Source organism: Brevundimonas sp. Root608, from assembly GCF_001427825.1.
In the GTDB taxonomy this organism is placed as follows: Bacteria; Pseudomonadota; Alphaproteobacteria; order Caulobacterales; family Caulobacteraceae; genus Brevundimonas.
Genome location: NZ_LMGT01000005.1, coordinates 202819 through 225085, shown reverse-complemented (window position 1 = coordinate 225085; position 22267 = coordinate 202819). Strand labels below are relative to the sequence as shown.

Annotated in this window: 19 protein-coding genes and 1 tRNA gene; 5 read left to right on the top strand and 15 right to left on the bottom strand. The window is 68.6% G+C overall.

Annotated elements, in window-relative coordinates:
* Positions 1-52: 52 nt before the first annotated feature.
* From ASD59_RS09380 to ASD59_RS09365, 4 genes are all read right to left on the bottom strand, one after another.
* Positions 53-238, bottom strand: coding sequence for a hypothetical protein (locus ASD59_RS09380; RefSeq protein ID WP_055831159.1), 186 nt, complete (start codon positions 236-238; stop codon positions 53-55).
* On the bottom strand, positions 231-1334 hold the full coding sequence (hppD, locus tag ASD59_RS09375; RefSeq protein ID WP_055831157.1) for a 4-hydroxyphenylpyruvate dioxygenase: 1104 nt from the start codon (positions 1332-1334) through the stop codon (positions 231-233). The genes ASD59_RS09380 and hppD overlap by 8 nt, the downstream gene beginning before the upstream one ends.
* Before the next feature lie 255 nt (positions 1335-1589).
* Positions 1590-3554: a M1 family metallopeptidase gene (locus tag ASD59_RS09370; RefSeq protein ID WP_055831155.1), complete on the bottom strand. Its 1965-nt coding sequence runs from the start codon at positions 3552-3554 to the stop codon at positions 1590-1592.
* A gap of 93 nt (positions 3555-3647) precedes the next feature.
* Positions 3648-4910 carry a multidrug effflux MFS transporter gene (locus tag ASD59_RS09365; protein WP_055831154.1) on the bottom strand — a complete coding sequence of 421 codons (1263 nt, stop codon included), beginning with the start codon at positions 4908-4910 and terminating at the stop codon, positions 3648-3650.
* A 188-nt stretch (positions 4911-5098) separates the two neighbouring features.
* Between ASD59_RS09365 and arsC the strand changes: the two genes are divergently transcribed.
* Positions 5099-5512: an arsenate reductase (glutaredoxin) gene (gene arsC, locus ASD59_RS09360; protein ID WP_055831152.1), complete on the top strand. Its 414-nt coding sequence runs from the start codon at positions 5099-5101 to the stop codon at positions 5510-5512.
* Positions 5513-5591: 79 nt separating this feature from the next.
* Entirely contained in the window at positions 5592-6125 is a 534-nt protein-coding gene (locus ASD59_RS09355; protein WP_235561782.1) for a hypothetical protein, read from the top strand.
* 19 nt (positions 6126-6144) lie between these two features.
* Here ASD59_RS09355 and ASD59_RS09350 read toward each other — a convergent pair.
* From ASD59_RS09350 to ASD59_RS09340, 3 genes are all read right to left on the bottom strand, one after another.
* Positions 6145-6229: transfer RNA gene (locus tag ASD59_RS09350), tRNA-Leu, on the bottom strand.
* Between the two features lie 114 nt (positions 6230-6343).
* Positions 6344-7213, bottom strand: a complete 870-nt coding sequence (locus tag ASD59_RS09345; protein ID WP_055831148.1) for a hypothetical protein — start codon at positions 7211-7213, stop codon at positions 6344-6346.
* A 69-nt stretch (positions 7214-7282) separates the two neighbouring features.
* Positions 7283-8047 (bottom strand): energy transducer TonB, encoded by a 765-nt coding sequence (locus ASD59_RS09340; RefSeq protein WP_055831147.1) that lies wholly within the window; start codon positions 8045-8047, stop codon positions 7283-7285.
* A gap of 185 nt (positions 8048-8232) precedes the next feature.
* Here ASD59_RS09340 and ASD59_RS09335 point away from each other — a divergent pair, with 185 nt between their 5' ends.
* The gene (locus ASD59_RS09335; protein ID WP_055831145.1) at positions 8233-9261 is read left to right on the top strand and encodes a S41 family peptidase; all 1029 of its coding nucleotides are present in this window, start codon (positions 8233-8235) and stop codon (positions 9259-9261) included.
* Here the strand turns inward: ASD59_RS09335 and ASD59_RS09330 are convergent.
* The 5 genes from ASD59_RS09330 to ASD59_RS09310 all read right to left on the bottom strand — a co-directional run bounded on the left by ASD59_RS09330 (position 9258) and on the right by ASD59_RS09310 (position 12954).
* The gene (locus tag ASD59_RS09330) at positions 9258-10265 is read right to left on the bottom strand and encodes a fumarylacetoacetate hydrolase family protein (RefSeq protein WP_055831140.1); all 1008 of its coding nucleotides are present in this window, start codon (positions 10263-10265) and stop codon (positions 9258-9260) included. The two genes, ASD59_RS09335 and ASD59_RS09330, sit on opposite strands and share 4 nt — an antisense overlap.
* Before the next feature lie 51 nt (positions 10266-10316).
* A complete protein-coding gene (locus ASD59_RS09325) occupies positions 10317-11036 on the bottom strand; it encodes a hypothetical protein (protein ID WP_055831138.1) in 720 nt (239 codons plus the stop codon).
* 93 nt (positions 11037-11129) lie between these two features.
* A complete protein-coding gene (locus ASD59_RS09320) occupies positions 11130-11396 on the bottom strand; it encodes a hypothetical protein (RefSeq protein ID WP_235561781.1) in 267 nt (88 codons plus the stop codon).
* The gene (locus tag ASD59_RS09315) at positions 11387-11893 is read right to left on the bottom strand and encodes a methyltransferase family protein (RefSeq protein ID WP_055831137.1); all 507 of its coding nucleotides are present in this window, start codon (positions 11891-11893) and stop codon (positions 11387-11389) included. The genes ASD59_RS09320 and ASD59_RS09315 overlap by 10 nt, the downstream gene beginning before the upstream one ends.
* A complete protein-coding gene (locus ASD59_RS09310; protein ID WP_055831289.1) occupies positions 11890-12954 on the bottom strand; it encodes an isoaspartyl peptidase/L-asparaginase family protein in 1065 nt (354 codons plus the stop codon). Before ASD59_RS09310 ends, ASD59_RS09315 begins: the two co-directional genes overlap by 4 nt.
* A 311-nt stretch (positions 12955-13265) precedes the next feature.
* Here ASD59_RS09310 and ASD59_RS09305 point away from each other — a divergent pair, with 311 nt between their 5' ends.
* Entirely contained in the window at positions 13266-15200 is a 1935-nt protein-coding gene (locus ASD59_RS09305) for a peptide MFS transporter (protein ID WP_055831136.1), read from the top strand.
* Between the two features lie 102 nt (positions 15201-15302).
* Here the strand turns inward: ASD59_RS09305 and ASD59_RS09300 are convergent, their stop codons facing one another.
* Both ASD59_RS09300 and ASD59_RS09295 read right to left on the bottom strand, forming a co-directional pair.
* Positions 15303-17399 (bottom strand): TonB-dependent receptor plug domain-containing protein, encoded by a 2097-nt coding sequence (locus tag ASD59_RS09300; protein WP_055831135.1) that lies wholly within the window; start codon positions 17397-17399, stop codon positions 15303-15305.
* 128 nt (positions 17400-17527) lie between these two features.
* A complete protein-coding gene (locus ASD59_RS09295; protein ID WP_055831134.1) occupies positions 17528-19570 on the bottom strand; it encodes a TonB-dependent receptor plug domain-containing protein in 2043 nt (680 codons plus the stop codon).
* A 171-nt stretch (positions 19571-19741) separates the two neighbouring features.
* Here ASD59_RS09295 and ASD59_RS09290 point away from each other — a divergent pair, with 171 nt between their 5' ends.
* Positions 19742-20707, top strand: coding sequence for a TraB/GumN family protein (locus ASD59_RS09290; protein ID WP_235561780.1), 966 nt, complete (start codon positions 19742-19744; stop codon positions 20705-20707).
* Positions 20708-20817: 110 nt separating this feature from the next.
* Here ASD59_RS09290 and tldD read toward each other — a convergent pair whose 3' ends face one another.
* Positions 20818-22248, bottom strand: a complete 1431-nt coding sequence (gene tldD, locus ASD59_RS09285) for a metalloprotease TldD (RefSeq protein WP_055831133.1) — start codon at positions 22246-22248, stop codon at positions 20818-20820.
* Positions 22249-22267: the final 19 nt, after the last annotated feature.

The following is a 22267-nucleotide window of genomic DNA, read 5'->3' as shown; positions in this document are numbered from 1 at the left end:
GGTTTCGGGTGCGAAAGCGAAGACAAAACAGGGAAGCGGAAGAGGATGGCTACTACCCCCTCCGCTGAAACCGCCACTTCCAGATTCGATAGCCGACGATGGGGGCGAAGCCGCACACCAGGGCGGCGACCAGAACCGTCCAGAATCCGCCGCCCAGCCCATATTCGCCGACCGCCGCCCCGACCGCGGCCGCGAGAAGCGGGCCGAGCCAGGGCAGCCAGGACGGCGGCTTAGGCATCCACCTTGATGACGCCGCGCCGGATCTGGTCCAGCTCGATGGAGTCGAACAGGGCCTGGAAATTGCCCTCGCCGAACGCCTGGTTGCCCTTGCGCTGGATGATCTCGAAGAAGATCGGGCCGAAGGTGTCCTGGGTGAAGATCTGCAGCAGCAGACCTTCCTCGTCCGAACCGTCGATCAGGATGCGGTTCTTGCGCATCCGCTCCACGTCCTCGCCGTGGTTGGGCAGGCGTTTGTCGATCAGTTCGAAATAGGTCTCGATCGTGTCCTGGAACGGAATGCCTCGGCGCTTCAGCTCCTCCACCGTCTCGAAGATGTCGTCGGTGGCCAGGGCGATGTGCTGGATGCCCTCGCCGTTGTAGCGGCGCAGGAATTCCTCGATCTGGGAATTCTCGTCCTGGCTCTCGTTCAGCGGAATGCGGATGGCGCGGTCGGGCGCGATCATGGCCTGGGAGAACAGGCCGGTCGCCTTGCCCTTGATGTCGAAATATTTCTGCTCCTCGAAGGCGAAGACGTCGCCGTAGAAGCCGGACCAGGTGCGCATCTGGCCGCGCCGCACGTTGTGGGTCAGGTGGTCGAGCATGAACAGGCCGACGGAGTTCTTGCGCTCGGCCTCTTCCCAGCCCTCGATCTCGTCCCAGCCGTCATACAGCGAACCGGCGTCGCCATATTGATCGACAAGGTAGAGCAGCGAGCCGCCGATGCCCTGCAGGATGTAGGGATAGCCGCCGCCCAGGGCGCCGCCGTCATGACCCTCGGCCGGACGTCCGCCGCGCGACACGGCGCCTTCGAAAGCCGCCTTCGCATCGGCCACGCGGAAGGCCATGCCGTTGGCCGAAGGGCCGTGCTCGGTCGCGAACTCGCCCGCCTGACCCTTGGGCGAGCGGTTGACCAGCAGGGTGATGTCCCCCTGCTTCAGCCGCACCACGTCATTGGCCGGGTTCACGTGAGTCTGGGTAAAGCCCATGAGTTCAAGGCGCGCGATCATGGCCGCCGGATCGGGGCCCGTGAACTCGACGAACTCGAAGCCGTCGACGCCGAGCGGGTTTTCCTTGTCCAGCCGGGTGGCCGCGTCGGATTGGGGCGCGTCGTGCATGGGGCGTCTCCTGAAAGCGCTTGTCGGCGTTGGCCGCCGTTCGTCGGGCGGAACCTAGTGACCGGAAGGGCGGAAGCCAAGGCTAGCGGCGGTCACATGGGCGTGGTTCTCCCTCGCCCGAAGTGGTGGGGGACGACGAGGCGAAGACGAGCCCCGGGTGGGAAAGTGCGAACCCGCCGCCGTGCGGGCTTGCCGCTGCAATTCCTCACCCGGATCGCTGCGCGATCTTTCCTCCCCATGAAGGGAGGGAGAAGGCTAGTTGGGCCGGCCCACCACAGCGTCGACCGAACCGGTCGTCACCGGGTGATAGCCGGGCCGAGCCCGGGCATAGATCCGGGTGGCGATGGGACGGCCCCAGTCCCCCTCGGCCCACAGGCTGGTGAACAGCGGCAGGACGAATTTGCGCCGGCCCATGGTGGTCAGGAAGTTCTCCAGCGTCGGGACAGCAGCCTGATAGCGATGCTGGACAGCGATCTGCAGCCAGGCGAACAGCACCTCGGCATTGCCTTCGTTGCGCAGGTTCAGGGATGATTCCAGATCGGCCAGCTGGGCGTCGGTCAGCCAGTCAGCGCCATCGCGCAGGCCAGACGGCCGCCAGGCGAGGAAGCGCTGACGCTCCTGCGTGGACCAGCCGGCCCACGGGATCGCCGAGGCCGGACCCTTGTCGGCGAAGAAGGCGCGGGCGGCCGCGTCGACCGGACCGAAGGCGCCCGACACCGGCGGCTGCCAGTTCGACGGCATGCCGGGCTGATAGATCCAGGCGTCCATCATCAGCTGACGTTCCAGCGCGGCGTCGCCTGCGATCAGATGGGTCCGGATGTCCTGCAGGAACAGGTCGGTCGTCATGGGGCGGAAGGCATTGCGCTCGAAATAGCTCTTCAGCCAGGCGTCGAACCGTTCGCGCCCGACAATCCGTTCGATGGTGAACAGGAAGGCGGCGCCCTTCTCATAGGCGACGTCGGTCAGGCCTTCGTCGGGATCGCGCCCCTCGAGGTCGAGGTGCAGCCGGGTGTCGGCGGCGGGCAGGCCCGCCATCTCCGTCTGCAGGTCGCCCCAGCCGAGCGCGCGCAGCATCAGGGCGCGGTCCTCGCCATAGAGGGCCTCCATGATGCGGTTCTCGAAATAGACGGTGAACCCCTCGTTCAACCACATGTCGTTCCAGGTGGCGTTGGTGACGAGGTTGCCCGACCAGCTGTGCGCCAGCTCGTGCGCCACCAGCGAGACCAGCGACTGGTCGCCGGCGATGATGGTCGGGGTCGCGAAGGTCAGGCGCGGATTCTCCATCCCGCCGAACGGGAAGGACGGCGGCAGGACCAGCAGGTCGTAGCGGCCCCAGCGGTAGGGGCCGTACAGCCGCTCGGCCGCGTCGACCATGGCGGCGGTCGGGGCCAGTTCGGCGCGGGCGGCTTCCAGACGCGAGGGCTCGGTGAAGACGCCGGTGCGCTCGTCGATGGCGGCGAAGGCCAGGTCGCCGACGCCGATGGCGATCAGATAGGGCGGCACCGGATTGGTCATGCGGAACCGCCAGGCCTTCATGCCGGGACCGGCGTCCTCCCCCTCGGGCGTCAGCTGCTGGGCGCTCATGACCACGCGCAGGTCGGCGGGGGCGACGATGCGGGCGTCATAGGTCTGGCGGATGCCGGGGCTGTCCTGGGTCGGCACCCAGGTGCGCGTCAGGATGGCCTGGCCCTGGCTGAACAGATAGGGCTTCTGGCCGCCCGCGGTCTGGGACGGGGTCAGCCACTGCAGGGCGGCGGCGTCGGGTCGGGTCGAATAGGCGACGACGATGCGGCGCTTCTCACCCGCGGCCAGCGCCGGGAAGCGCACGGTCAGGGGCTGGCCCTTGATGGGGTCGCTGGCGCCGGTCTCATACTGCAGGGGGGCGCCGGCGGCGTCGGTGACGTTGCGGATATCCAGGTTCTTGACGTCCAGCACCACCTCGTTCGCGCCAGGCCGGCCCTGGATGTCGAGCGACGCCGTGCCGGCGAGCGTATGGGCCCGGAAGTCGGCGGTCAGATCCAGGGCCACGTGGCGCACATGGGCGATCTCGGGCCGCGCATAGGTATGGGTGTCGCGCGCGTATTCCGCCGGGGCGGCGGCCGAGGCCGGAAGGGGCGGCATGTCCGAGCCGGACGAGGGGCCAAATCCGGGCATCGAGGCGCATCCTCCCAGAGCCGTCGCGAGGGCGAGGGCGGAGACCAGTCCAAACGTGCGGATCATCGAGAGTCCTTGACCAGAAGGCCCGCCGTCATTGTTTCGGCGGTCGGGCGGGTTCGTTTCCTGCCGGGACAACGCTCCGGCGGGCGAAAAAGATCAAGAGGGGGCGGGCGCCGGCGCCGGGGCGAGGTTCCGCGCCTTGAACAGGCGTCCCCGCTCGGCGATCAGGACGCAGGCCAGCGCCGTGAGCCCGAGGCATACGAAGCCGATGGTCATGGGCGCGGCCGAGCCGTCGAACTGCTGGCCGATCAGGAAGCCCAGCGTCGCGCCAACGGTGGTCGAGATGAAGCCCTGGGCCGAGGAGGCGGTGCCGGCGATATGGCCCATCGGCTCCATGGCCATGGAGCCGAAATTGCCGGCGATGAAGCCGAAGCAGAACATGGTCAGGGCCTGCAGGACGGCGAAGGTCCAGATCGTCTCATGGCCCGACACCGCGACCGCCGCGTGGACCGACGATATGGCAATGAAGCCCAGCAGGGCCGTGTGCGAGATCAGCCGTGAACCCAGACGCTCCACCAGCCGCGCATTCAGCAGCGAGGCCACGGCGATGCCGCCGGCGACCAGGGCGAACACGACGGTGAACAGCTGCGGTTCATGGAAGACGTCGAAGAAGATCTGCTGGCTGGAGTTGATGAAGCCGAACAGGGCGCCCGAGATGGCGGTTATGGCGAGGGTGTAGCCGATCGACTGGCGGTTGGTCAGCGCCTGCCGGAAGGCCGAGGCGATGCGGCCGATCTGGATGGGCATCCGGTCCTCGGGGTGGAGGGTCTCGGGCAGGCGGATGGCGGCCCAGATCGCGAAGGCGGCTCCGCCCAGCGCCAGGACGCCGAACACCCAGGGCCAGGGCGCGACCGTGAGGATCAACTGGCCGAGTGTCGGGGCGAGGATGGGTACGCCGAGGAAGACCAGGAAGCTGAGCGACATCACCCGCGCCATGGTCCGCCCGGAATAGCGGTCGCGCACGATCGAGACGGCCAGCACCCTCAGGGCGGCGGCGCCGACGCCGGTCCCGACCCGCGCGGCGATCAGCAGTTCGAACGTCGGCGAGAAGGCGGCCAGGACGCTGAACACGACATAGAGCCCGAGGCCGAGCATCAGGACCGGCTTTCGGCCGAACCGGTCGGCCAGCGGCCCGTAGATGATCTGGGTCACACCGAAGCCCAGCAGATAGGCGGTGATGACCCACTGGCGGCTGTTCTCGGAGACAACGCCCAGCGCCTCGCCGATGGCCGGAAGGGCGGGCAGCATGGAGTCGATGGCCAGCGCGTTGAGCGCCATCATCATGGCGATCAGGGCGACGAATTCGGGAAACCCGGGCCCCTTCACGGCGGCGGCTGGCGCAAGGGTCGGGGAGGTCATCCCCGCCCAGATGCGGTTCAAGGGGGCAAGGTGCAACCGGGGCCGCGCGAATTTGCCGGGACGAAACGCGAAGTGAGCGCCCATCGAGGCGCGGCTGATGCTGTCAGTGATGCGGATCGTCAATCGCCCCAAGGGCTGGTACGAGGCCGGACCCGTCGTCCCCGGAACCGCCGAAAAGGAATGCTGAGATGTCCGACGCCTTCCCCGTCACCGTCTTCCACAACCCCGCCTGCGGCACCTCGCGCAATGTCCTCGCGATGGTCGAGGCCTCGGGCTACCAGCCAGAGGTGGTGGAGTATCTGCAGACGGGCTGGACCGCCGCCCAGCTGGGCGACCTCTTCGCCGAGGCCGGGCTGACGCCGCGCGACGCCTTGCGCGAGAAGGAAGCCGCGGGGATCGATCCCGTCCTGCTGGATGCGGGCACGCCGGACGGCGCGATCCTTGAGGCGATGCTGGCCCATCCCGTCCTGGTCAACCGCCCCATCGTCCGCACACCCCGCGGCGCCGCCATGTGCCGGCCGTCCGAAAAGGTCTTCGACCTGCTGGACCGCCGGCCTGACCGGTTCGTCAAGGAAGACGGCGAGGTGGTCGAACCCGGATAGCGCCCCGCTGGCGCCCCGGGCGACGTCCCGGCATACTCCCGGAAAACAGGGGGGGATTCAGGTGCGTCTTTCGATACTCATGGCTGCGATGGCTCTCGGTTGCGCCGCTCCCGCCGCCGCCCAGACCGCGGCTCCGCCCGTTCCCGTTTCGACCGCCGCCCCGGCCGATGTCGCCACGCCCGAGGCCATCGTCGGAGCCCTCTATGAAGTCATCTCCGGCGACGCCGGCGTGGCCCGCGACTGGGGCCGCTTCCGGTCGCTGTTCCATCCCACCGCCCGGCTGATGCCCTCGGGGATGAACCGCGAGGGTCAGGGCGTCGTCCGCTCGATCACGCCCGACGAATACGTCACCCGCAGCGAGCCGCTGCTGCTGGCCGAAGGGTTCCACGAACGCGAGATCGCGCGCCGCTCGGAGCGGTTCGGCCGTATCGTCCATGTCTGGTCGACGTATGAAAGCCTGCACCGCCTGTCAGACCCGCAGCCCTTCGCTCGAGGGATCAACAGCATCCAGCTGTTCAACGACGGCGTGCGCTGGTGGGTGATCAGCGTCTACTGGCAGGCCGAAACGCCGGCCGCGCCCATCCCCGCGGAATATCTGCCGCCAACGCGATGATCTGACGCCGTTCTGCTCGTGGTGCGGGCGGCCGGGGTCGAACCGGCACTCCTTTCGGAACCGGATTTTGAGTCCGGCGCGTCTACCAATTCCACCACGCCCGCACAGGCCGCCCGGTCTCTCGGCAGGCGGGCTTGGTAGCGTGGGCTGTCAGTCCGGGTCAATCCGGCAAAGGGCGCAGCAAGGCTGGAGGCGGAGATGAAGAAATCCTCGTCGGATCATCCGCCGGCGGCGCGTCGGGCCGCCCGTTCTTCCCGCTCCAGCCTGCGATTTTCGCGTCGGCGTTCTTCCTCTTCGCGGGTCTGATATCCCTGAACCACGAAATGGGTGCGGTAGAGCACACGCGTCGTCGGGACCGGGCCGCGGGGATCGGCGGCGTTGCGCACGCGGGCGCGTCGGGCCGAGGCGAGGGTTGAGGCCCCGAACCCGCCTTCGCGCGGATGCTCGGACTCGATCGCGCAGTCGCGGAGGGATCCCGTCGGATTGGTGACGCAGGAGATGATGGCGAAACCGCGCGCATACCGCGTCGCGGGGTAGCGGGGCTCGGGCCGGACTCCCCACATCAGGTTCACGGGCACGCCGTCTTCTGACAGGGTCTCCAGTTCCGCATCGCGGGGATCGACCAATGGCCGTTCGCAGGTCGTCAGCGTCCGGTCGATGGAGGCCGAAGACGCCGGCAACTCCAGATCGTACATCAGGTTGCGCCCGGCCGCCGCGCCATTCGGGACCACAATGCGCAGACGACCGCCCGCCCGCAGTTCGCGCGCGAAGGGCGCGGGAAGGTCAGCGACGGCCACGGTGTCGTCTATCGCCACCGACCAGCTGGTGCTGGCCAGGTCTTCGTCGCCGAAGGCGATCCGCAGGGGGCGGCGGGTCGCTGACCCGGCCGGCGGCAATCCCGTGATCACCGCCTCGAACCCGCCGTCGGCGCACCGCGTGGCGATGCTCACGCCATTGTCGAACCGGGTATAGGCGACCAGCAGCTTCTTTTGCGGATCCTCCAACAGATCCCAGTCGGCCGACGCATCCTGCGCGAGGGCCGGCAGCGCGACGATGCAGGCGAGCAGGGCGGCAAGGGAACGCTTCATGGGACAATCCGGGCGGGTCTGCGAGGCGCAACCTTGTGGCGACAGCCGCGGCGGCGTCAAGTTGAAGCCTCACGAAATCCGGAAGCGGACCGTGAACGTGACGACCTTGCCGATCACGGATTCCTCGTCGTCCGGAAGCTCGACGCGCGAGCGCTTCGCCGATCGCAGCGCGCTTTGTCCGAACCCTGCGCCTTGTGGCGTTTCCGACAGGATGCGGCACTCGTCCAGGAGGCCTCCGGCAGCGATGGCGCATCCGACTGCAACCTCCCCGTTTTCCACACCCCGGGAAGCGGCCAGCTCCGGAAATTCAGGAATAACGGGGCGGGCCCAGACAGCCGTTCCGAGTTCGGCCCTTTGCCGCAGGTCCCAGTCGTCGTTCAGCGGAATCGAACAGGCCGACAGAACCTGATCGACGGCGGCGATGGATGGGGGCACGGGCAGGCGGTAGCGGCGCGGCCTTTCGCCGGCGCTGCCGGGGTCCAGCCGAATGTCCAACTCCCCACCAGCACGCAATTGCCGCGCGAACCGGGCTGGTTCCGGTGGTGAGATGATCGGCTGATCGGGCCAGGCCAGCCACTGCTGGCGCTCGTTCTGGATGGCCCCCGCCGTCACCGTCACGGCTGGCGAGGCTACCGTCGTCGGCACGCCCGTGAGCAGAAAGTCCAGCACGCCGGTCTTGCAACGCAGCGCGATCTGATTGCTGCCGAAGTTCAGCGTCGCCAGAGTGACTTGTCGGGCGGGATCCGTGGTCAGGTCCCAATCCGCGCTGACATCCTGCGCCATGGCCGGACTTGCCAGCCCCACGGCGGCCAATGCGAGCGCGAGACGCCTCATATCCCGGTCTGCGCAAGGATCAACGTCGCGGCCCAGCCATCAATGGCGGTGGTCGGTTCAGGCGTCATGACGGTGTCCCCGCATACAGCCCGGAAGCGGCCACATAGCTTTCGAGAGCTTAATCTGTCCCACGCATCCGTAAAGGCGCACCGCGGCCTCCCCCTCCTGAAACGTCGGAGGTCGAGATGAAGCGTGTGATGCTGGCGATCATGTCAGGCCTGCTGCTGTCCTGCCAGGGGCCGGCGGCGGTGATGGCGCAGGAGGCGACGGCAGGCGTCGCGACCGGGGCGGGCGCCCTGATCCACCGGACGCGCGCGCTGGATACGCTGGACCGGCGGCTGGCCCACTATGTGATGGCCGACCGAACGCCTGCCATCCGGGCCCGGCTGGCCGAAAGGCGTCCGGCCTATCTGGCGTTGACCGAACCCGAGGCCTTCCGTCAGGCGATCAACGCCGACCTGCTGGCGGTGTCGGGCGACAGACATCTGCAGGTCTGGCTCGAGAGCCGCAGCCGCGACGACGTGGTCGCCGATGGTCCGCCGCCGACCATGGAGGCGATGTCGGCCGAGGAGGCGCGCAACGGCTATGGCGTTCGCGCGGCGCGGATGCTGGACGGCGGCGTCGGCTATCTGAACCTCGCCTCTTTCAGCGGCCATCCGGATTCGGCGGGCGCGATCGACGCCGCGATGGCGCGGCTGGCCGGAGCCCGGGCGCTTGTCCTCGATCTGCGTGAGAACCTCGGCGGCGGCGAGGTCGCCCTGCGTCAGCTGATGGGACATCTCGCGCCGGAGCCGATGCGGCTGGAGGATCTGCAGTTCCGTCGCTGCGCGCCCGATCCCGCCGATCCCGAGGGGTGCGTTCAGGACGGCAGCCGCGATACCATCGAGCGTTTCGCCAACAAGGTCGCCCGACCGGCGTTTCCGGATCAGCCGATCTATGTGCTGGTCGGCCCGGGCGCCTTCTCGGCGGCTGAAGCCGTGGCCTACGACCTGCAGGCGGCGCGCCGCGCAACCGTGATCGGCGAGCCGACGGGCGGCGGCGCCAACCCCTCGACGGGCATGGACCTGGGGCCGTGGTTCACCGTCATCATGCCCATAGGCGTGGCGCGGCACCCCGTGACCGGGACCAATTGGGAAGGGGTGGGCGTCCAGCCCGATGTGCGTATTCCGGCGGACCGGGCGCTGGATGAAGCGCTGCGGCTGGCGGGCGGCTAGACCGCTTCCACCGTCTGTTCGATGGCGCCGAAGATGGAGTGGTGCTTGTCGTCCAGCATCTCGATGCGGACCGTGTCGCCATGCTTGAGGAAGGGGGTCGCGGCCTTGCCGTGCAGGATGGTTTCGACCGTCCGGACCTCGGCGATGCAGGAATAGCCGAGCCCGCCTTCGGACACGGGCTTGCCGGGGCCGCCGCCTGCGTCGCGGTTCGACACCGTGCCGGACCCGATGATGGTGCCGGCGCACAGGGCGCGGGTCTTCGCGAGGTGGGCGATCAGCGTGCCGAAGTCGAAGGTCATGTCCACCCCGGCGTCGGCCTTGCCGAAGTCCTCGCCGTTCAGCTGGACGTTCAGCTCGCCCTTGAGCTTGCCGTCGACCCAGCGGTCGCCGAGCGCCCGGGGCGTGACGAAGACCGGCGACAAGGCCGAGGCGGGCTTGGACTGGACGAAGCCGAAGCCCTTCGCCAGCTCGGCCGGGATCAGGTTGCGCAGCGACACGTCATTGACGAGGCCGACCAGCCGGATGTGGTTCAGCGCTTCTTCCCGCGTCACGCCCTGGGGCACGTCGCCGGTCACGACGACCACCTCGGCCTCGAGGTCGCAGCCCCAGGATTCGTCGGCCAGGGGGATGGGGTCGCGCGGGGCGAGGAAGCCGTCGGAGCCGCCCTGGTACATCAGCGGGTCGGTCCAGAAGCTGTCGGGCATTTCGGCGTTGCGCGCCTGACGCACCAGTGCGACGTGGTTCACATAGGCGGAGCCGTCGACCCATTGGTAGGCCCGGGGCAAGGGCGCCGAGGCCTCCCGCTCATGGAACCGGCCGCGCGGCACACCGCCGTGTTCGAGGCTTTCCGCCAGGGCCAGAAGGTCGGGCTCGACCCGGTCCCAGTTGTCCAGGGCCGACTGGAGCGTCGGTGCGATCAGGAAGGCGTCGGTAAACCAGGCGAGGTCGCTGGAGACGAGGACGAGGCGACCGTCACGGCCGTGCTTGAGGGAGGCGAGTTTCATGCCTCAAGGCTTAGGCGGTTTTATCCGGCGAGGAAACCGTGGCCGGACCGGTCAGTGGCCGGCGCGCGTCCCGCTGATCCTGCCGCCCGCCGTACGCCTGGGCCCCGGGGTCGAGAGTTCGGCGTGGGCGGCGCGCAGTTCGCGCACGCGGTCGGCGCGGAGCCGCCAGTGGTCGTTGAAGCGGCCGATGGCGAGACGCAGGGCGTCATTGCGTTCCTGCACGCCGAGGGAGCCCTTCTTCGTCTCGTGGTCGCCGTGGCTGTCGCCCCCCTTGCGGCCCGCATCGGCGTTGACGATCACGGTCACGCCGCCCACGGACGAGGGGTGCGCCTCGTCGTGCTCATGTCTCGCCCGCTGTTCCGCCGTGTCGCCGTTTCCATGACCGCCGTCGGGTTTGTGTGGTTCTTCGCCCTCGCCGCCGAGCGCGGCGTCCAGCGCCTTGATCATCCTGCCAGCGCCGCCGGCGATGCCCAGGGTCCGGCCCAGCCGCCGGTCGATCGTCCGGCGCAGCGCCGAAGCCTTGGCGGGCAAGGAGTCCCCGTCGGCCTTCATGGCTTCCTTGGCGGCCTCGTCGATCTCCTCCCAGATGGAAACCGCCGCGTCGACTCGCGCGCCGCGCGCGCCCTGACCCAGATACCAGCCGATCAGCACGGCGGCGGCCAGCCCCAGCAGCAGGGCGCCCCAGAGCACGGGATCGGCGCCGATCATCAGCGGGGCGTCCAGCGGCGCATTGGCGGCGTCGGCGGCGGCGAAGTCGGCGTCGTAGGACATGCGGCTCCCCCTCCTGGTCCGGAGGCGCATCTTGCCCCGACGGCTCAGCTTGGCAATGACAAAGGTTAACGCCGCCGCGTTTCCGGCGGGCGGTCAGCGCGGCGCGGTGATCAGGGCCTTGGCTTCCGCGCCCGTCGGGGAGCCCCTGTCGCGCACCTCGACCTCGACCGCGATCGCGCCTTCGGGCGCGTGGGCCCACAGGTAGCGTCGCTCGATCTCGACTTCCCGGCCCGACGGCGCGAAGCCGGTGAAGCTGTCGCCCCAAGGCGTCACCGATTTCATATCGGGCCAGGGCAGGGCGCAGGCGATGTCCAGCTCCTCGAGCGCCATCTCCGACAACTCGTCGTCCTCTACAGCCACCGGCGAACCTTCTGGCGAAACGCCTCGTATCCCGGTCCGAATTTGGCGGCCAGATAGCGCTCCTCGCGCTGGATGACGAACCGGTCGATCACGAACAGGCAGGGGGCCAGGAGAATGAGCGCGATCCAGCTGTCCATGGCGATGGCGAGGCCGGCGTAGGTCGCGGCGAACCCGACGTAGATCGGATTGCGGCTGAGACGGTAGGGCCCCTCGACGATCAGGGCGGTGGATGGCTTCCACGGCTCCACCGCCGTGCCCCGACGGCGGAACAGACCCGCCGCCATGCCGTCAAGCAAAAGCCCGCCGACGATCAGGGTCAGCGCCGCGCCTCGACGAACCGGTATCTGGAGCCCGAAACCGGCCGCCAGCCAGCCCAGTCCCGCCTCGACCGCCTCGGGCCGTGCGCCCAATGCGGCCAGACCCCAGCCGGCCAGCAGGAAGCCGAGATAGATCAGCGGAGGCGGGGCGATCACGCCGGGGATGTCGCGTTCGCTCATGGCCGCAGGACCTCGTCTCCGTAGATGGCGACGCGCGCGGGTTCGGCGGAGGACACCGCCCCGCGATACATGCCGGACGTGGTCATGGCGAAGGCGGGTTGGCCCTGCAGGTCCATGACGATGACGCCGCCCGAGCCGCCCAGGGACAGGGCGTCGTCGACCTCGGCCTGGCCCGCGGCCTGGCCTCCGGCGCCGCCCGCGATCCGGGCGCAGATGTCGCGGGCGACCGAGGCGCGAATGTAGAATTCGCCGTCGCCGGTCGCCGACACGGCGCAGCCGTCGCGGTTCGACGCATAAGTGCCCGCGCCGATCACCGGCACGTCGCCGACCCGACCCCAGCGCTTGGCGGTCATGCCGCCGGTCGAGGTGCCGGCGGCGAGGCGGCCCTGGCTGTCCAGGGCCACGGCGCCGACGGTGCCGAACTTCCGTTCATTCAGGGGCGGGGCGGGCAGATCGTTGGCCGCCTGGGGGCCCGGCGCGCCGGCGGGGCGCTGCGGGACCGGAAGGTTCTGCTGGCGCAGCGCCCGCTCCAGCCCCTGCCAGCGGCGTTCGGTGAAGAAGAACGACGGATCGACCTGCTCCAGCCCAGCGGAAGCGGCGAACGTGTCGGCGCCCTCGCCGATCAACATGACGTGAGGCGAGCGCTCCATCACCGCCCGGGCCGCCGCGATGGGGTGGCGGGTTCGGGTCAGACCGGCCACGGCGCCGGCGGTCAGGTCGGAACCGTTCATGACGGCGGCGTCCAGTTCGTTGCGTCCGGCGGCGGTGAAGACCGCGCCCCGCCCGGCGTTGAACAGCGGATCGTCCTCCATGATCTCGATCGCGGCCTGCACCGCGTCGAGCGCCGCGCCGCCGTCGGCCAGCACGGCCGAGCCCGCCTCGAGCGCCCGCTTCAGGGCGGCGCGGTAGGCGGCGTCCTGTTCGGCCGTCAGGCTCTCGCGCTCGATGACCCCGGCGCCGCCGTGAATGGCGAACGACCAGCGCGGCGCGTCCTGGGCGGCCGCGGGAGCGGCCGACAGCAGAAGGGCGAGCGCGGCCGGGAGGAGACGGGCGAGGGACATGATCGGCCTTTCGAAAACCAAACCTGAACCTCGGACAAGCGCGGCTTCAACTCAAGGGGTGCTCATTCCCGACCCCGACCCCGACCCCGACCGCGGATTCCGGGCATCGCACCGCCGAGGCGTCGGACGCCGCCTTCCAGCCAATTTACCCTTAACTCTTGTCCGGTCTTGCTCCGCGTGCTGCTTATGCGCCTTCGCGCGTCAGGTGGGGCGCAGCAAAAAGGGAGTGAGCCGTTGAGCAGAACGGACGCAGGGGGCGCGCCGACAAGGCGCATCGGGCTTGAAGCCCGGCAAAGCACAGGAGACCAGGCATGAATATCGTCATCATTCTGGGCCTGATCATCACCTTCGCCACCGGCGTTCCGGTGCTGATGCAGATTCTGAAGAACCATCCGCGCGGACTGATCATCCTGTTCTTCGCCGAAATGTGGGAGCGGTTCTCCTACTACGGCATGCGCGGCATCCTGATTTTCTTCCTGACGCAGCATTTCCTGTTCGACGACACCATGGCGGGCTCGACCTACGGGTCCTACACCTCGCTGGTCTACCTGCTGCCTCTGGTCGGCGGCATTCTCGCCGACCGTTTCATCGGCACGCGCAAGGCCATCGCCTTCGGCGCCCTGCTGCTGGTCGCCGGTCACGGATTGATGGCCTTCGAGGGCCGTCCCGCGACCGAAACCCTGACCTACGGTGGTCAGACCTATGAGATTTCGGCGGAGGGCCGCGGCGCGGATCGGGACGTCAACATCGTCATCGACGGCCAGAAATACGCCTTCGGTCCGGCCGAGGGCGGCGGCATCGCCGTCGCCGGCATGCCGGCGGCGTCGCCTCTTCCCGCCACCCTGGCGGAAGGATCATACGTCATGACCCAGACGCGCGACCTGATGGGCGTGAACCTGTTCTATCTGGCGGTGTCGCTGATCATCATGGGCGTCGGCTTCCTGAAGCCGAACATCTCCACCATCGTCGGACAGCTGTATCCGCAGGGCGACCCCCGGCGCGATTCCGGCTTCACCCTCTACTACTACGGCATCAACCTCGGGGCCTTCTGGGCCGCGGTGCTGTGCGGCTATCTGGGCCAGACGGTCGGCTGGTGGGCGGGCTTCGGCCTGGCCGGCATCGGCATGGCCTTGGGCTGGATCGTCTTCATGCTCGGCAAGCCGCTGCTCGAGGGCAAGGGCGAGCCGCCCAACCCGGAGATGCTGAAGCGTCCGATGATCGGCCCGCTGAACCGCGAATGGTCGATCTATCTGCTGGGTACGCTCAGCGTCGGCCTGATCTGGTTCCTGGTCCAGCGCAACGCCGTCGTCGGCTGGGTGCTGGGACTGGCCACGATCGCGTCGCTGCTGTTCATCCTCTACGTCATCATCAAGGTGTGCCAGACCAAGGCGCAGCGTGAGCGGATGATGCTGGCGGTGGTGCTCATCTTCGGTTCGGTGGTCTTCTTCACCCTGTTCGAACAGGCCGGCACCTCGCTGAACCTGTTCGCCGACCGCAACGTCGACCTCAGCCTGACGCCGACGGCGTTCAACTTCCTCGGCGTCACGGTGGGCACGCCCGCCCAGCTGGAAGCGGCCGGGATCACCCCGACCGGCTTCTGGGTCGACGCCACGATCACCGCGGCCCAGACCCAATCGTTCAACGCCGGTTTCATCCTGCTGTTCGCCCCGATCATGGCGGCGCTGTGGGCCTATCTGGCCAAGCGCAACATGGACCCCAACCCGACGATGAAGTTCGGTCTCGGCCTGATCCAGGTCGGTCTCGGCTTCATGGTGGTGGTCTGGGGCGCCGGCATGGCCAACTCGGCCTTCCAGCTGCCGATCGTGCTGCTGGGCCTGCTCTACATGTTCCACACGACGGGCGAGCTGTTCCTGTCGCCCGTGGGCCTGTCGGAGATCACCAAGCTGTCGATGCCGGCGGTGGTCAGCTTCATGATGGCCGTCTGGTTCCTGGCCAGCTCCATCGCCCAGTTCGTGGGCGGCTGGATCGCGGGTCTGGCGGGCACGGAGACCGTCGGCGGTCAGGTGCTGGACCCCGGTCTTGCGCTGCGCACCTCGCTCGAGATCTTCGAGAAGCTCGGCTGGGGCGGCATGGTTATCGGCGCCTTCTTCATCCTGATCAGCTTCTTCATCAAGGGCTGGTCGCATGGAGCCAATGACGCCGGCAATCATCCGGGACCGACCCTGACCGATCGGGGCCAGGAGGACGGCAACGTCGCCAGGCCCGGGACCAGCACCGCGGGCTGATCCAGCCAGCGGCTGACAACAGAAAGGGCGGGGCCTGACGGCTCCGCCCTTTTTCGTGCGCGGGGGTGGCGCACGTCAGTTTGGGGCGTGGGGTCGCCTTCTTCAGAAGGTCTTTCTTATCTGGACGAACAGCCAGGGGCTCATCCGCGTGCGACGCACCTCGCGGAACGACAGGGGGGCGGTGTCGCGGGGGCCGGCGTAGATCTCGCGATCGTAGCCGTTGCGGCGGTTGGAGGCGTTGCCGAGGTCGACCCGCACCGTCAGGTCGGGGCGCGGCTTCCACTGGCCATAGGCGCTGACGCCGGGCTCGGAATAGAACCGGCGAATCTCGCGCACACGGAAGGCGGCGCCCTTGTCGATGTTGCAGCCGTGGTCGAAGCCGTAGGACCAGCGGCCGCCTTTCAGGTCCTGATTGAACGCCACGCCGCAGCCGAAGGCCTGGTTTCCCTGGAACCGCCGCTCCTCGCCGGTGACCGGATCGACGACGGAGGTCCGGGACCAGCTGCCGCGCACCTGCAGCCGGCCGTTCGGGATTCCCAGCTTGTCCGTCGGCAGGGTCAGGCGGGTCTGGAAGAAGTTCGACGTCCCGTCGCCGATATTGCCCACGCCGTCGAAGCCGCCGATCAGCGGAATGATATCGACCACATCCTCGATCTCGGCGTGGCTCAGGGTGAAGTCGAGGACGCCCTCGTTCCAGAAGCGGCGTTCGTAGATGGCCTCGAAAACGGTCGCCTTCTGCGGTTCCAGGTCCGGATTGCCGCCTTCGACCTGACCGATGTCGATGTCGGCCGAGGCGACGAAGTCGCCGAAGTCCAGCTGACCCACCTCGCGTTCGGCGCGGAGGCGGAACTGGTGACCGGCCCACGGCGTCCAGGTCATCTGGATGCGAGGCTTGGGGAAGACGAAGGATTTTGACTGGTCGCTGTCGCCCGACTGGCTGATCTCCGAAACCTCGACCCGGACGCCGGCTTCGAGCGTGAATTCGGGGCGGGGCCGCCAGGTCGTCTGGCCGAACACCTCGCCGCGCAGTTCCTCGACCCGGACCGAAGCGGACGGCAGGGGAATGGCCACGCCGTTTTCCTCATAGGCGTTGGTGCTGTCGAGGAAGTTGAAGGCGATCTCGCCGCCTGTCTCGACGGCGAACCGGTCGTCGGGCCGGTAGCGCAGGGTCGCGCGGGCGATCGATTCGCCCGCGGTGGCGTCGGCCGTGAAGGTCGAGCTGCCGCCGGCGCCAGTCGAGACGCCGGTGTATTCCTCGGTCCCGTAACGCTGCAGCCCGGTCAGCTCCAGCCCGAGGCGGGGGCTCAGATCGCGGGTCCAGTTGACGCCCAGTTCGCTATCGACCGAGTCCGCCTCCTCGTCATTGAAGCTGTCGCTGCCGGCGCCCGAGCGGATCAGCAGATCCTGCGAATTCTCATTGCCGAACCAGCCCAGCAGGCCGTTCACCTTCAGCAGGCCGTCCGCCACGCGGCGCTGGACGGCGCCCGTGGCCCGCACCGTGCGGATGCGGTCCCACAGCACCAGGTCGGCGTCCTGGATCAGATTGCCGGCGGGGTCATAGCGACGACGGAAGCCATCCCCGGTTCCGTCGGTGCGGTCCGAGAACGCGTTGATCGAACCCTCGATCTGGTTGTCGCCCTCACGCCGCGACCAGCGCGCCGCGATCACGGGGCCGACGTAGCCGTCGGGATAAAAATAGGCGTTGGCTTCCAGCACGCGTTCGGTGACGACGCTCCGGACCAGGATGACGTTGGCGATCACTGACCGGCCCTGCATGTCGATGCCCGGCGCGCCGCCGCGGATCAGTTCGATGCGGGCGACGCCGGCCGCCGAGATGCGGCGCAGGATTTGCTCCAGATTGTCACTCTTGGTCGAGGGCCGTACGCCGTCGATCAGCACGTTGCCGGCCGTGCCCGCGAGGCCGCGCGTATCGCTGTCTCCCGTGTCCAGGCCGAAGCCGGGCAGGCGGGCGATCATGTCCAGCGCGGTGTCGGGCCGGGAGTCGGCGAAGAAGGCCGGATCAAAGACCAGCACACCCCGCCGGGTCGCGTCGACCGCCGGCGCGGTCCCGGTCGGATCGGCCGGAACCGGCGCCTCGGCGGAGGACGAGAGGGCGGCGACCCCTGTCGAGGTCTGCGCCATCGCCGGGGCCGCCACGGCGCACAGGGCGACGCCGACCAGCCAGACAGCTTTTCCCATGAAATCCTCTCCCTGTTACGGCAAAGGTGCTCGTGGTCCGGCGGGGCCTCCAGTTACAAGCCGGACAGGTGGATTAATTCGCCGACAGGCTTGGGGCGAGGCCATGGCCGCCCCGGCCTGTCGCCGGATCAGAACGTCTTGCGCAACCGCAGGGAGACGAAGGTCCGGGGGTCGATGTAGCGGTTCTCGACCAGTGCGACCGGCCGGGCGGCCGTGCGGGCGGCGAAAACGGTGCGCTCGACCTCGAAATCGTCCCAGAGGTTGATCTGCGCCCGCAGCGACAGGGTCGCGGTCGGCTTGTACTCGGCCCACAGTTCGAAATAGTCGGCGCCGCGGAAGCCAGAGGTCTGGTCCGGATCGTAGCTGGTCTGGCTGAGCTTGGTGATGTAGGCGCCGCCCCATTGCAGTTTCCAGGAGGTGATGTCCTGGGCGATGGTGAAGGTCGCCTGCGACGGGCGGACGCCCGAGATGGCGCGGGTCTCGCCCGTGGTCGGATCGGTGACCTCGGTATGGTTCCAGGTGTTGCGGAAGCCGAGACGCCCGCCGGTGAAGCCGTACCGGTCCATCGGCACGAGGACGTTCACCGCCAACTGGTCCAGGGCGCCGTCGCCGATATTGCCGACCGCCGACAGGCCGCCATCCAGCGGGATCACGTCGATGGCGTCGACGATCTCGTCATGGCGCAGGCCGATGCTGACGATGCCGTCGGTCCAGAAACGGCGCTCATAGGTCGCTTCCGTGATCCAGCGCTGCTCCGGTTCCAGATCGGCATTGCCGCCCAGAACATTCTCCTCGTCCAGATCCGAGGAGGCGGCGAAGTCGCCGAAGTCCAGCTGGCCCAGTTCGCGCTCGAAGCGGAAACGGAACTGGTTGTTCGGCATCGGCGTCCAGGTCGCCAGCACGCGGGGTTTGGGGAAGAAGAAGCTCTTTTCCTGCTCGGCGTCGCCGGACTGGGTGATGGTCGACGCCTCCACCCGCAAGCCGCCTTCCACGGTCAGGGTCGGGCGGACCCGCCAGGTCGCCTTGCCGAAGACCTCGCCGCGCGTTTCCTCGACCTTGACCGAGGCCGAGGGCAGGGGCACGGCGACGCCGCCGACGGTGAAGGCCTGCTGGATCTCCAGCATGTTGTAGGCGACCTCGCCGCCGCCTTCGAAGGTCAGGGCCGGCGAGCGTTCAAAGCGCAGCAGGCTGCGGAAGATCGTTTCGGACGAATTGCCCTCGGCGACAAAGCGCTGTTCCGGACTGTCGACGCCGCTGACGCGGGTGCGCGATGTCGAGACGTTGTCGAAGTCGTTGAACTGATGGATGAACCGGGTTTCGAGATTCAGCCGCGTCCCCAGCGGACGGGTGTAGACCACCCCGAACTCGCCGCCCGAGCCGTCGTCCTCGAACAGGTTTTCGCGCCGCGCCGTGGGCGAGGTCTGCAGGTTGATGCTGTGGTAGTCGTTGACGCCGTAGCGGGCCGTCAGGTCGATCTTGCCGCCGTAGAGAGGCGTCGCGAAATTGCCGCGGATGGAGGTCCCGCCGCCGTACTGGTCGTTGAAGAAATCTTCCTGGCGGATGATGGCGCCGCTCGCGTCGCGGCGGACGATCGGACCGATGCCGTTGGCGTCGCTCATGGACATGCCGTCGCTGAGGGTCACGCCCCAGGTCCGCTCGCCCTCCCTGGCGGTGAACTGGTAGGAGCCGCCGTAAAGGTCCTGCCCGCCGTCGAAGATCGCGGCGTTGGCGGTGAGGATGGACTGCCGGCTGGATTCGGTTCTGGTGATCACGTTCACCACGATGGCGAAGCCCTGCATGTCGATGCCCGGCGCGCCGCCGCGGACCAGTTCGATGCGCTCGACCTGGCCGGCCAGGGTGCGGCCCAGCACGGCCGAGCCGGTGTCGTTCTTGGACGCCGGGCGCGATCCGTTGATCAGGATATTGCCGACCGAGCCCTCGAAGCCGCGGCTGCCGTCGCCGTCGACGACGCTGAAGCCCGGAATCCGGTTGACCATGTCCAGGGCGCTGTTGGGCCGCTGGTCGGCGAAGAAGTCCGGCGTGAACACCAGGACGCCCTGCTGGTCCGCCTGGGCCTGGGGGGCGGCCTGCTGTTCGCCGGGTGTCTGGGCGGACGTCGCCCCGGCGGTCAACAGGAGCGCCGTCGTCGCCAGCAGGATGGTCTTTGTCATTGCAGGATTCCCCTCGTCGTGTGACGGGAGATGTGACGGTCTGCCGCGGCCTCCTCCAGTTACAAGACAGACAGGTGCATTAAATCTCCGACATCATTACACCGATGTCATGGTTGTGTTCCAATTTAGTCTTAGCGTTACTCGGCATATGCAAATGACGAAGGTATAGTCGTGAGAACTCATACAGCCGCCCTGTTGGCCGCCGGCCTGCTGATCGCCACCATGACGCCCGCCGTCTCGATGGCCCAGACGCCCGAGGCGGAGGCGACGGAGCTCGACGAGGTGATCGTTCTGGCCCGGCGCTCGGGCGCGCCGATGTGGACGGTGACCCGCGGCGACAGCACCCTGATCCTGGTCGGCGCGATCACCGGCATTCCCCGTGACCTGACGTGGCGGCCTGACGATCTGGAAGCGGCCGCGGCCCGATCGGACCAGATCCTGTCGCCGCAGGAGGGCCGGGCCTCGGTCACCGACCTGTTCCGCGTCATCTGGCGCGCCCGAACCATCGCGCGCATGCCCGAAGGCCAGACGACCGCAGACTTTCTGACGCCCGACTGGCAGACCCGGCTCGAGGCCCTGATGACCGACGAGCGCAATGAGGATTGGCGGCGGACAAGCCTGTTGTTCGTGGGCTTCGACCTTATGCAGGACAAGGCCGGCTACAGGAGCGGCCGCACCGGCGACGACGCCATGGACGTGATCCGGCGCGCGGCCCGGCGCGCCCGGGTGCCGGTCCGGCCGGTCGGAACCGTGCGCGGCGACGCCCTGATCGACAGCCTGATCACCGCGCCCCAGAGCGCCCATGTGCCCTGCGTCCAGGCCGCCATCGCCGCCGCCGAGGCGGGACCGGACGCGACCCGGGACCGGGCCGAGGACTGGCGCGCGCTCCGGATCGCCGATGTCGTCGCCTCTCCGGTCGACAAGGCGCTGAACCAGTGCTGGCCATGGGGCGATCCGGAGATCGCGCCGCAGCTGAGGCAGCAGTGGGCGGCGGCGATCGAGACGGCGATGATCTCGCCCGGCGTGACCATGGGCGTGGCTCCGATCCGGCTTCTGGCCGAAACGGGCGGCGTCCTCGACGGCCTTGAGGCCCGCGGGTTCGATGTGGTCGGCCCGGAGTGGCGGCCGAGACCCTGAAAAACACCGTCTCATGCGTCTCATGCGTCTCACCGTCCGGGTCCGTCGGATTTCCACGGAAATCGACAGGACCGGCAGTATGACCCCGACCTGCGTCAGAATCGGACGTATCAGACGGCGGTCCCGCCCACGGTCAGGCCGCCGATCTTGAGGCTGGGCTGGCCGATGCCGACGGGGACGCCCTGACCGGCCTTGCCGCAGACGCCGACGCCGGGGTCGAAGGCGAAGTCGTCGCCGATCATCTGCACCCGCTGCAGGGCCGTGGCCCCGTCGCCGATCAGGGTCGCGCCGCGCACCGGGGCGGTGATCTTCCCGTCCTCGATGAGGTAGGCCTCGGTGCACTGGAAGACGAATTTGCCGTTGGTGATGTCGACCTGGCCGCCGCCGAAATTGGCGGCGTAGAGGCCGCGTTTCGTCGAGGCGATCATGTCGGCCTGCTTGTCCCTGCCGCCTTCCATGAAGGTGTTGGTCATGCGCGGCATCGGCATGTGGGCGAAGGACTGGCGGCGGCCGTTGCCGGTGGCGCGGGCGCCCAGCTGCCGCGCCGACAGCCGGTCGTGCATCAGCCCGACCATGATCCCGTCCTCGATCAGGACGGTGCGCGAGGTCGGCGTGCCCTCGTCATCGACCGACAGGGACCCGCGGCGTCCTGCGATGGAGCCGTCGTCGACCACGGTGACGCCCGGGGCGGCCACTCGCTGGCCCATCATGCCCGAGAAGACCGACGATCCCTTGCGGTGGAAGTCGCCCTCGAAGCCGTGGCCGATGGCCTCGTGCAGCAGCACGCCGGGCCAGCCGGCGCCGAGGACCACGTCCATCTCGCCGGCCGGGCAGTCGACGGCCTCGAGGTTCACCAGCGCCTGACGCAGGGCCTCGTCGACCTGGCCCTGCCAGCGGTCGGGCGCGATCCAGGTCTCGAAGCCGGCGCGCCCGCCGGCTCCGGCCGAGGCGCTCTCGCGCCTGCCGTTGGATTCGACGGTGATGGAGACGTTCATCCGGACGAGGGGCCGCATGTCGCGCACCAGCCGGCCGTCGCCGCGCAGGATCTCGATCTGGCGACGCTCGCCGATCAGGCTGGCCGACACCTGCACCACGCGCGGATCGCGGGCCCGGGCCCAGGCGTCGATCTCGCACAGCAGGGCGATCTTGTCGGAGAAGGCGGGCGAGGCGAGGGGATCGACCGCGTCGTAAAGCTGCTGGTTGGTGGCCCGGGGGGCCTCGGCCGTGACGCCGGCATGGCCGGACCTGGCGAGAGAGGCGCTGTCGGCGGCGCGGCGGATGGCGGCGCCGCTGATCTCGTTGGCGTGGGCGTAGCCGGCGGTCTCGCCCGCCACGACCCTCAGGCCGAAGCCTTCGCTGGCGTCATAGGCGGCGGATTTCAGCCGGCCGTCGTCGAAGACCAGCGATTCGCTCTCTGACCGTTCGAGGAACAGTTCCCCGTCGTCGGCGCCTTCGAGCGCGCCCTGCAGGATGGACAGGGCTTCATCGGCGCCGACGTCGGCGCTGTCGAGAATGGCGGGAGGCGATACGAGGACGGTCATGGGCCCTAAGTAGGGGCTG

What these genes read in the sequence shown, in the direction of transcription:
- ASD59_RS09380 (WP_055831159.1), bottom strand. Translation starts at nt 238, where the DNA reads ATGCCTAAGCCGCCGTCCTGGCTGCCCTGGCTCGGCCCGCTTCTCGCG.
- hppD (WP_055831157.1), bottom strand. Translation starts at nt 1,334, where the DNA reads ATGCACGACGCGCCCCAATCCGACGCGGCCACCCGGCTGGACAAGGAA.
- ASD59_RS09370 (WP_055831155.1), bottom strand. Translation starts at nt 3,554, where the DNA reads ATGATCCGCACGTTTGGACTGGTCTCCGCCCTCGCCCTCGCGACGGCT.
- ASD59_RS09365 (WP_055831154.1), bottom strand. Translation starts at nt 4,910, where the DNA reads ATGACCTCCCCGACCCTTGCGCCAGCCGCCGCCGTGAAGGGGCCCGGG.
- arsC (WP_055831152.1), top strand. Translation starts at nt 5,099, where the DNA reads ATGTCCGACGCCTTCCCCGTCACCGTCTTCCACAACCCCGCCTGCGGC.
- ASD59_RS09355 (WP_235561782.1), top strand. Translation starts at nt 5,592, where the DNA reads ATGGCTGCGATGGCTCTCGGTTGCGCCGCTCCCGCCGCCGCCCAGACC.
- ASD59_RS09345 (WP_055831148.1), bottom strand. Translation starts at nt 7,213, where the DNA reads ATGAAGCGTTCCCTTGCCGCCCTGCTCGCCTGCATCGTCGCGCTGCCG.
- ASD59_RS09340 (WP_055831147.1), bottom strand. Translation starts at nt 8,047, where the DNA reads ATGAGGCGTCTCGCGCTCGCATTGGCCGCCGTGGGGCTGGCAAGTCCG.
- ASD59_RS09335 (WP_055831145.1), top strand. Translation starts at nt 8,233, where the DNA reads ATGAAGCGTGTGATGCTGGCGATCATGTCAGGCCTGCTGCTGTCCTGC.
- ASD59_RS09330 (WP_055831140.1), bottom strand. Translation starts at nt 10,265, where the DNA reads ATGAAACTCGCCTCCCTCAAGCACGGCCGTGACGGTCGCCTCGTCCTC.
- ASD59_RS09325 (WP_055831138.1), bottom strand. Translation starts at nt 11,036, where the DNA reads ATGTCCTACGACGCCGACTTCGCCGCCGCCGACGCCGCCAATGCGCCG.
- ASD59_RS09315 (WP_055831137.1), bottom strand. Translation starts at nt 11,893, where the DNA reads ATGAGCGAACGCGACATCCCCGGCGTGATCGCCCCGCCTCCGCTGATC.
- ASD59_RS09310 (WP_055831289.1), bottom strand. Translation starts at nt 12,954, where the DNA reads ATGTCCCTCGCCCGTCTCCTCCCGGCCGCGCTCGCCCTTCTGCTGTCG.
- ASD59_RS09305 (WP_055831136.1), top strand. Translation starts at nt 13,266, where the DNA reads ATGAATATCGTCATCATTCTGGGCCTGATCATCACCTTCGCCACCGGC.
- ASD59_RS09300 (WP_055831135.1), bottom strand. Translation starts at nt 17,399, where the DNA reads ATGGGAAAAGCTGTCTGGCTGGTCGGCGTCGCCCTGTGCGCCGTGGCG.
- ASD59_RS09295 (WP_055831134.1), bottom strand. Translation starts at nt 19,570, where the DNA reads ATGACAAAGACCATCCTGCTGGCGACGACGGCGCTCCTGTTGACCGCC.
- tldD (WP_055831133.1), bottom strand. Translation starts at nt 22,248, where the DNA reads ATGACCGTCCTCGTATCGCCTCCCGCCATTCTCGACAGCGCCGACGTC.